Here is a 9,726-nt window from a genome sequence, read left to right as displayed (position 1 = left end):
GTGGTACGGGCACTGCTTTGGTTCCTTCTGGCCTTTGCGGCCTACTCGGCGGCCGTGAGCATCATGCCGTTCATCGGACTGAGTGATCTGGTTTGGCCTCGCTACATCGTCGTCAACGACCAGACGGGGTGGGCTGGTCGAGCCCTTGGCGTCTTCGTCCAGCCCGTCGTCAACGGAATGGTGCTCACGCTCGGCTTCGCGATCGCGATGTTGCTGATGAGCCGACGCAGCGAACCGGCATGGCAGAGGTGCGTGGCCTTCGTCGTCGCAGCTGGCTGCGGCTGGGGCATCTATCTGACCCATACCCGGGCGGCCTGGCTGAGCGCTGTCGTCGTGTTGATCATCGGTGCACTTCTTGCCAAGGGATTCCGCAGAGGTTTCGTTGCGGTTCTGAGCCTCGTGGCGATCGTGGTCGCCGCCAACTGGTCGGTGTTCACCAGCGCCGACCGGGAAGCAGGCGGCGTGGCCTCGGTGAGCGAGGTCGACGATCGGCTCAACAACCTCCAAACCGCCCTGTGGGCCTTTGCGCGGGAACCGTTGCAAGGATGGGGAATCGCACGGTTCCAGGCCGTCAACTTCTATCACCACCAGCAGTGGTCTACAGACATTCCATGGATCCGCGGTCTCGGTGACGTGTCGCACGAGAACGAGTTCGGCATCCTTGCTGAGCTGGGGCTGATCGGATTCGCCGGATGGATCATCGTTCTGGCGCTCATCGCGTACCGCCTGAGGAAGGCATACCGGACGCTGCCGGCCGACGAGCTATGCGGTCAGCCGCTTGCGGTCACCGCGATCATGGCGTTTGCGATCCTGATCTGCACCGGGATCACCGTCGACCTCCGGTTCTTCGACTTTCCAACGGCCGTAATATTCCTGCTCGCCGGAATCACGGCTGGCTGGCTCGAACGAACTGAGGAATCGGGTGTCTCGGCGGCCGTCGACGCCCCCCAGCGATTGCTGCAGCGACATGGCTGAGCGGCGGGCGCTGTGGGTGTCCACCAGCACGCAGACCCGAGGCGGGATAGCGTCATATGTCCGGGTCATGCAGCAAACGCCACTGTGGAGCGACTGGGAGGTCCGGCACGTCGCCACCCACCGGGACGGATCGGCGGCGGACAAGATCGCGGCGTTCGCGCTTGGCGCGCTGCTGTTCGTCGTCGAGCTGATCCGGTTCCGTCCGAACGTAATTCACCTGCACGCCAGTACCCGCGGCAGCTTCGTGCGAAAGGCCATCCTGTTCTGGATCAGCCGACCTACCCGGGTGCCCGTGATCCTCCACATGCACGGGTCGGGCTTTCAAGCGGACTACGAGAACTCGCCCCGGCTGGTTCAGGCGGTGATTCGGGCGACCCTCTCCCGGGTCAGTGCCTTCGTCACACTCGGGGAACTATGGGCTGACCGGATGCGGGTGATTGCCCCGACAGCCCGAATAACGGCAATGCCCAATGCGGTTCGACTCACACGTCGTGTTGGCCAGCCGGCACCGGGTGAGCCGACGCGCGTGGTCTTCCTGGGCCGAATCGGCGATCACAAGGGCACATTCAGGCTGCTGGACGCATGGGCCAAGCTGGCGTGCGAGCCGGGATTCAGTACGGAAGTCGGAGCCTTGGCGACCTTGACGATCGCTGGAGACGGCGAGACCGAGCAGGCGCGTCGACGAATCAAGGAGCTCTGTGTGGAAGACACCGTCCAGGTACATGATTGGCTGTCGGAGGACGAGACGGCCAAAATGCTCGACAGCGCGCAGGTGCTGGTGCTCCCGTCGCGCAACGAGGGGCAGCCCATGGCGGTTCTCGAGGCGATGGCGCGAGGCATGTGCGTCATCGCCACCAACGTCGGCGGGCTACCGGAGATGATCGGCGACGGGTGTGGCGTGATGATCTCGCCGGACGACACCGAGGCAATTGCCGCCGCGCTGCGCGAGGTCGTCTGCGATCGCGAGTTGCGCGCTCGATATGGTGCGGCGGCCCATGCGCGAGTCGAGGATCAGTTCGATACCAGCACGATTGGGCGCCGGCTGGACGCGCTCTACCGCGAGGTGTGCACGTGAGCGACCGTCCGATCAGGGCACTGTTCGTCGTCCCACACCTGGCGGCCGGCGGCGCCGAACGACATGTGAGCACGCTCCTGCCACGGATGGACCCAGCGCGGTTCACCCCGTCGGTCGTGTGCATCGGCTGGGACGGTGAGCTCTTCGCCGACTTGAGTGCAACCGGGGTGGCAACGAGGGCGCTTTGGCTGCGCAAGAGGCAGGCTCCGCGCGCGCTGCGCGAACTGATTTCGATCATGAAGCGCGAGCGGCCCGACGTCGTGGTGGTGACGGGCCGCAACGCAGAGATCCTTGGCCGCGTCGCCGCCCGCCTCGCAGGCGTCGCACACACGATCATGTGGGTACACCACACCAGCGAGATACTGCCTCGCGGAATCGTTCACCGCACCGTGGATCGTGTGCTGAACCGCTGGACGAGTGCATATTTCGGGGTAGCCGAGGCGCAGCGGCGGTTCCTGGTGCACGAACGCGGGTACCCCGACGACAAGGTCCGCATCATCCATAATGGAGTGGATGCAGCGTTGTTCGACGTGACGACCCGCCGCGACGTCCTCGCCGAAATTGGCTTCGCCGAAGGCGATCCCGTGGTGGGCATCCTCGGTGCGCTCCGCAAGGAGAAGGATCACGCGACCTTTCTACGGGCCGCCCGCGTCGTGCTCGACGAGATGCCGAGAGCGAGGTTCCTGGTCATCGGTGACGGGCCCTGCCGTCCCCAACTCGAGGCACTGTGCGCCGAACTGCGCATCACTCCCAACGTTCACTTCGCAGGCATGCGTCGCGATGTCGATCGCATGCTCTGCGCGGTCGACGTCTTCGCGATGACCTCGACAACCGAATGCTTTCCGATGGCACTGCTCGAGGCGATGGCCTGCGCTCGGCCAGTGGTTTGCACGGCTGTGGGCGGAATCATCGAGATCGTCAACGACGGGGAGACCGGTTACCTGGTGCCGCCCAAGGATCCGGCACAGATCGCGGCCAGGTTGCTGCGCTTGCTGTCTGACCCGCAGACGGCGCGTGGGATGGGCCTTGCCGGGCGTCAACGCGTCGAGGCTGAGTTCGGTCTGGACCGCAGCGTGGAGGGGGCGCAACGCGCGATCGAGGGCATGGTCGCAGCTCGATGAACACCAACTTGGGGGGATGTACGCAATGAAGCGCCACATACTGATGCTCGTCGAGAACCTGTCAGTGCCATTCGACCGCCGCGTGTGGCAGGAGGCCTTGGCACTGACCGATGGGGGATTCGCGGTCACCGTCATCTGCCCGGCCGGTGCCACCCAGGACACCGAGCGGGAGGTCGAGATCGAGGGTGTCCGGATCCTGCGCTATCCACTGCGCCCGGCAACCGGTGGGCCGAAGGAGTACCTCCGTGAGTACACGCTCGCGCTCTGGCACACGCTGCGGCTCGCGATCAAGGTCCGCTGGTCGGGGCCCGTTGACGTCGTGCATGCGTGCAACCCCCCCGACATGCTGTTTCTGATCGCCCTGGTACTGCGGCCAACTGGCACGCGGTTCGTCTTCGACCAGCACGACCTGACGCCCGAACTGTTCCTGTCGCGCTTTCCCGACGGCGGGCGAATCCTCTATCTGTTGACGAGATGCGTCGAACGACTCACCTTCGCAGCGGCTGACGCCGTCATCTCGACGAACGAAAGCTATCGGCAGATCGCGATCGAGCGCGGAAAGATGCCTCCTGACCGGGTGACCGTCGTGCGTAGCGCACCCGACCTAAACCGCTTCACCCCCCGGCAGCCGGACCACAGCCTGCGCCGCAAACCCTACCTACTCGCGTACCTGGGGGTGATGGGACCGCAGGACGGAGTCGACTACGCGTTGAGGACGTTGCAACTGTTGCGTGAAGAGATCAGACGTGACGACTTTCACGCGATCTTCATGGGCGCAGGTGACGTCTACGACGAAATGGTCAAGCTCAGTGTGGATCTCGGCATCGCCGACATCGTGGACTTTCCTGGCCGAGTGCCCGACGAGTTCGTCCAGCGTTGCCTTTCCACCGCCGACGTGTGTCTGTCTCCCGACCCGTGCAACCCACTCAATGACGTGTCGACGATGAACAAGGTCGTCGAATACATGGCGATGGCTCGGCCGATCGTATCCTTCGACCTCGTCGAGGCGCGCGTGTCTGCCGGTGACGCAGCGGTATACGTCCGGGCGAACGACGAACTCGCCTTCGCTCAGGCAATCGACTCCTTGCTGAGGGATCCCGATAGTCGTTGCCGGATGGGGGAACTGGGGCGTCGCAGGGTGGAACGGGAACTCTCCTGGGAGGTGTCGCGCCGGGAGCTCGTGGCGTTCTATGAGCGATTGCTGGGACCGAGCCGACCCATTGCCCGCAGGCATCCAGGCCGAGCCCGTCGAATGGAACGGCGAGGGACGATACGTGTCTAGGCTCGGTTGGTATGTCGGTCGCGCGGCGACGATGTCGCCTCGCGAGACGGTATGGCGTGCTCAGCGGGTGTTCGGCACGCTGGTGCGCCGTGACGGATTGCGCGAGCGGCCCGACTCCAAGATCCTGACGGGTCCGGTGTCGGACTGGAACACGCTCTTGGAGCGGTTCCGCGACGACACGACGCGACCGGTACTGCTCGATGCGCACCTCGCAGAGCAGGTGGCAGCCGAACGGCCGGTCGAGGTTGCGCAATTGGTGGCCGAGGCCGACCGAGTTCTCGCGGGTGAGCGCTCCTATTTCGGGTACCCCCGCGTGAACGTCGGCCCCGTGATCGACTGGAACTACGATCCGATCACCCGTCAGCGGTGGCCGGCAGTCGCCAGTAGGCGGATTGACCACCGGGTGGCGTCGAGCGACCCGAAATGGATCTGGGAGCTCAATCGGCTTCAGCATCTGCCCGTGCTCGCCCAGGCGTGGCTGTTCACCGGCGAGTCACGCTACGCCGACATGGCCTTCGCGGACCTCGACTCGTGGCTGGACCAGAACCCGTTGGGCGCAGGCATCGCGTGGCGGGGCCCCTTCGAGGCGGGGGTCAGGGCCATCTCGGTGGCCATTGCCATGCAGGGACTGCGGAACTCGCCTGCCATGACGACCGCGAGGTACCGCCGGGTGGTCCGGATGCTGGACGCGAGTGCCCGCTACTGCTGGACTGCCCGTTCCCGATTCAGTTCGGCCAACAACCACCTGGTCGGCGAACTGGCCGGGCTGGTGATCGTGCACCTGCTGTTTCCTGAATTGGCCGCGCCCGCATCGCTTCATGGACGTGCGGTCGACATGCTCGCCGCCGAGGCGGACCGTTTGATTCTGCCCGACGGCGCAGGCGCCGAGCAGTCGATCTCCTATCAGATCTTCGCCTCCGAGCTGTTGGCGGCCGCGGTGGCACTCCTGCAGCGCAGCGGTGATCGGGTGCCAACGGCGTTGACCGCGGCGCTCGATCGTGGTGCGCAGTACCTCGCCTCGCTCGTCGGCTCCGAGGATCCGGACCCTCGATATGGAGACGACGACGACAGTTTCGCGCTCAGGCTGGGTGCCGAGGGCAAGCGTACGGTCCGCGAGCATCTCGGGATCGTGGCAGCGATCACTGGGAACGTGACCGCAGCGCGGTACGGCGGGAAGACACTTGCGGAGTGGTGGATGGCCGATGCGCTACGAACGGACGTCGGCGTGATTGGCGCGGGTGTGGGCAGCGGCGAGAGTCCGCCGAGCGTCTATGCGCCGAACGGTGGTCTGGTGGTATTGCGAAGCGGTCGTCGGCGACTGACGATGGACGTCGGGCCTCTCGGCTATCTCTCGACCGCGGCGCACGGGCATGCCGATGCGCTGGCCGTGACGCTCAGCGCCGATGGGCGCGAACTGATCGTCGACCCGGGGACGGCCAGCTTCTACGGGAATTCGGCTGTGCGGAAGGTGCATCGGGGCACTCGCGCTCATCCCACGGTGTGCGTCGACGACCTCGACCAATCGGTGATCGGCGGCCCGTTCTATTGGCGTCACCACGCCGAAGTCACCGTCCACTCGGTAGATCTCGAACGCGGGATCGTCGACGCCGAGCACGACGGCTATCGGCGGCTCGACGACCCGGTGGTGCATCGACGGTGGATCATCGCCCCGCCCGGTGATCCGACCGTGGCAGTCGTCGACCTGGTCGACGGCCGGTCGTCGCATACCGTCGCCGTGGCGTGGCCCCTGCATCCAGAGCTGGAGTCGACGCCCACCCCCGACGGGCAGCTGATCAGCCGCGATGGGGCCCCGGTCATGGAGTTTTGCTACGCCGCGACTTCGCCCGTCGATACCGAACAGACACGGGGGGAGGATGATTCGCACCTGGGATGGTGGTCGGACCGTCTCGAGGCCAGGACGCCGGCGTGGCTGGTCGGGGTGCGCTCCCGAGCCGCCGCACCCATGGCGGTCCTTTCAGTGCTGCGCGTTGGTGATCCCGGCGTCATCGCCGCACCCGAAATTCTTCGGAATGGTTCGACGCTGATCGTCCGGTGGTCCGAGGCGGGTGTCCGGCGCGGACTGACGATCGATGCCGGCAGGTCCGGCGCCGCCGCGGTGTCCTCTTCGTCTGATATGGGGTTGGTGAGCAAATCGTGAACGCAAAGGTATCGGATTCGGTAAGTGTCTTCGGACTTGGCTACGTGGGCTGCGTGAGCGCGGCTTGCCTGGCATCTCGCGGACATCGGGTGATCGGCGTCGACGTCAACCCGGACAAGATCGACGCCCTTCGGCAGGGTAGGTCGCCGGTGGTGGAGGAACGAATCGGCGATCTCACCGCCGAGGTCGTCGGGGCGGGGAATCTCACCGTCACGACCGATTCGGCCAGCGCAGTGCAAAATACGGACCTCTCGCTCGTCTGCGTCGGTACCCCCTCTGCCCATGGAGGAGGACTGTCCACCGCATTCCTCGAGCAGGTAAGCGATGAAATCGGTGCCGCATTGGCACTGAAGAACTCCTGGCACGTGGTGGTCTACCGCAGCACCATGGTGCCGGGTACGTGCGAGAACCTACTCATTCCACGACTGGAATCGGCATCGGGCAAGCGCGCCGGGGTCGACTTCGGGGTGTGCGTGAACCCCGAATTCCTGCGCGAGGGAACCAGCGTACGAGACTTTCTCGATCCGCCCAAGACTGTCGTCGGTGCCACCGATTTGCACAGCGGGGAGATCGTGCTGAACCTCTACGAGGGCCTTCCGGGTCGGCAGTTCCAGGTCCCGATAAGGGTCGCCGAGATGACCAAGTACGTCGACAACAGCTTCCACGCGCTCAAGGTGGGTTTCGCCAACGAGATCGGGGCGATCTGCTCGTCGCTGACGCTTGACTCGCACGCCGTCATGGACATCTTCATGTCTGACACCAAGCTGAACATCAGCCCCGCCTATCTTCGGCCCGGATTCGCCTTCGGAGGCTCGTGCCTGCCAAAGGACGTGCGCGCCCTCACCCACACCGCGCGTCGAAATGATCTCGACGTTCCGTTGTTGGCGAATCTTCTGACTTCCAACGAGAGCCAGATGCGTCGCGCTGTCGACCTCGTGCTCGAAGCAGGCCGCCACAAGGTGGGTATCTTCGGGCTGTCGTTCAAGCCCGGTACCGATGACCTCCGCGACAGTCCCATGGTGGAGCTCGCCGAACGCCTCATAGGCAAGGGATTCGACGTGAAGATCTACGATGCGACCGTTGTTCTCTCGCGACTGACTGGCGCGAACGGAGCCTATATTCGGCAGCAGCTTCCGCACATCGGCGACCTGCTGACCGACGATGTCGATGCCGTGCTCGACCATGGCGACGTGCTGATAGTCGGGTCTCGCGAACCCAGGGTCGTCGACGCCGTCGCGCGGGCCGGGTCGGACCGGTTCATCGTCGACTTGGTGCGACTGCCCGACGCAGAGCAACTGCGCGGAGCTCCCAACTACCAGGGCATTGGTTGGTAGCCAGATGTTCTGGGCGAAACGCCGCGCGCACATCGGTTCCACCATGGGCCGATCCGAGAAGGAGTCGGTATGGGCATCAAGGTCCTGATGATCGGTCCGTATCCGCTTGAGCCTGGTGTGGTTCACGGCGGAATCGAGTCGGCGACAAGCGCTTTGGTTCCGGCGTTGGCGCAGCACGACGACATCGAGAGTGTCACCGTGCTGCGGTTCCACGGCGGCGATGCGTCGACCGATTTCCGACGTGAGAGCCCGAAGGTCGAGGTCCACTATCTGCGTGGCCAGCGTGTGCTCCGAACGATCAGCAGGTCGTTCCTCGACGTGCGAAAGGCTCGCGAGCTCGTCGCGCAGATGCAGCCCGACGTGGTGCACGGTCAGGAAGTCGGCTTGTACGGCGACATGGCGGAGCGTTGCAGCCCGAACGCCGCGGTCACCATTCACGGTGTGACGCTGCCCCAGACCAACGCGGACACCCGTGAGGGTAGCGGTCTTCGAGGACGACTGCGCAACAAGCTGATTCGCAACTTGGAGAGGCGGGTGGTGCGCCGCGCCAAGGTCGTGATCTCCATCTCGAACTGGGATGCCGAAGTGCTGGACCGACCGATCCGCGGCACACGGATGAACATCCCCAATCCGACCGGCGCGGAGTTCTTCGCACTGGCGCCGCCAGGGCCGACGCAACCATGCCTGCTCTTCGCAGGCGGGCTCACGCCGAACAAGAACGCCCTCGGCCTCGTCAATGCCTTCGCGCGGGTGTGCCTGACCGTGCCGCAGGCACGGCTGTTGATCGTCGGTCCGCAGCCCGACGCCGACTATGCGCAACGCGTTCGCGACCGAGTGAACGCGCTCGGCTTGGAAGGCAGTATCGACATCGTCGGTCTGGTCGACAACGAACGCATGCTGCGTGAGATCGCCAATGCTCGCGCCGTGGTGTTGTTTTCGCGACAGGAGAATGCTCCCACGATCCTCGCGCAGGCCATGGCCGCGGGAAAGCCCGTCGTGGCGAGCCGGGTTGGCGGCGTTCAGGAAATGGTGGACGACGGGCAGACCGGCTTCCTGGTGGAATCCGACGACGAAGCTACGTTCGCCGACCGGATCGTGAAGCTGCTCGTCGATCAGGAGCTGTCCGTGCGCCTGGGCCGACGTGCGCACGAAGTTGCGTTGGACCGGTACGCCGCTGCGGCAGTCGCGGACATGACCGTCGAGGCGTACCGAAGAGCTCTCGCTTAGGAGGAATGACCGTGGCTAGCTTGAACGATTGGAAGTGCGCGCTGCTGTGCGCATTCGGGGTCCCGACGATCGAGCGATGGAGACGTTCGCGTCGGCTCGCGATCCTCATGTTCCACGGGGTGGAGCGTGAGCCGGTGTCCCCGCCCGCCGACTGGGTGATCGACACTGCCACCCTGCGCCGTGACCTGGAGTACGTCCGCAGGCACTTCACCGTCTTACCGCTGGAGGAGGCGCTCGAGCGTCTCCGTGACGGTACGCTGCCAAGCCGTGCGGCCACGGTGACCTTCGACGACGGAACCCGCAACCTGCTGACCAACGCCGCGCCGGTGCTGCGTGAGCTCCGAGTTCCCGCTGCCGTCTTCCTCGCGACGGGACCGATGGGAACCGGGGAGTTGCTCTGGCCCGACCGGCTATGGCACGCCTTCGCCGAGACGTCCGAACCCGAGATCGACCTCTCGGCGGTCGGCCTCGGGGTCCGTTCACTTCGGAGCGATGCGGATCGCGTCCAGACGCGCGACGCGACGCTTCAGTGCTTCAAGCAGCTGCCCGATGCG

8 protein-coding genes are annotated in these 9,726 nt (G+C 65.1%); all 8 read left to right on the top strand.

The genetic code is table 11. The features are described from left to right. On the top strand, nt 1–975 hold a 975-nt coding region (locus tag ABW137_RS13750), incomplete at its 5' end, for an O-antigen ligase family protein (protein ID WP_526400770.1). Nucleotides 976–1,042: 67 nt separating this feature from the next. Beyond that, the gene (locus ABW137_RS13745; RefSeq protein WP_526400768.1) at nt 1,043–2,050 is read left to right on the top strand and encodes a glycosyltransferase family 4 protein; all 1,008 of its coding nucleotides are present in this window, start codon (nt 1,043–1,045) and stop codon (nt 2,048–2,050) included. Continuing rightward, nucleotides 2,047–3,171 carry a glycosyltransferase gene (locus tag ABW137_RS13740; protein WP_526400766.1) on the top strand — a complete coding sequence of 375 codons (1,125 nt, stop codon included), beginning with the start codon at nt 2,047–2,049 and terminating at the stop codon, nt 3,169–3,171. Before ABW137_RS13745 ends, ABW137_RS13740 begins: the two co-directional genes overlap by 4 nt. A 25-nt stretch (nt 3,172–3,196) precedes the next feature. Then, on the top strand, nt 3,197–4,453 hold the full coding sequence (locus ABW137_RS13735) for a glycosyltransferase family 4 protein (RefSeq protein WP_526400764.1): 1,257 nt from the start codon (nt 3,197–3,199) through the stop codon (nt 4,451–4,453). Further along, on the top strand, nt 4,446–6,611 hold the full coding sequence (locus ABW137_RS13730; protein ID WP_526400763.1) for a heparinase II/III domain-containing protein: 2,166 nt from the start codon (nt 4,446–4,448) through the stop codon (nt 6,609–6,611). Before ABW137_RS13735 ends, ABW137_RS13730 begins: the two co-directional genes overlap by 8 nt. Beyond that, entirely contained in the window at nt 6,608–7,945 is a 1,338-nt protein-coding gene (locus ABW137_RS13725; protein ID WP_526400761.1) for a nucleotide sugar dehydrogenase, read from the top strand. Before ABW137_RS13730 ends, ABW137_RS13725 begins: the two co-directional genes overlap by 4 nt. Before the next feature lie 69 nt (nt 7,946–8,014). Beyond that, complete coding sequence (locus ABW137_RS13720) at nt 8,015–9,172, top strand: glycosyltransferase family 4 protein (protein WP_526400759.1); 1,158 nt, start codon at nt 8,015–8,017, stop codon at nt 9,170–9,172. Between the two features lie 5 nt (nt 9,173–9,177). Then, nucleotides 9,178–9,726, top strand: a 549-nt coding sequence (locus tag ABW137_RS13715; RefSeq protein WP_526400757.1) for a polysaccharide deacetylase family protein, incomplete at its 3' end; no start/stop codon positions are given.

The sequence above is a fragment of the Mycobacterium sp. genome (assembly GCF_040509115.1).
In the GTDB taxonomy this organism is placed as follows: Bacteria; Actinomycetota; Actinomycetes; order Mycobacteriales; family Mycobacteriaceae; genus Mycobacterium.
The sequence above is the reverse complement of the archived record's forward strand: the minus strand, read 5'-3'. Positions and strand labels throughout refer to the sequence as shown.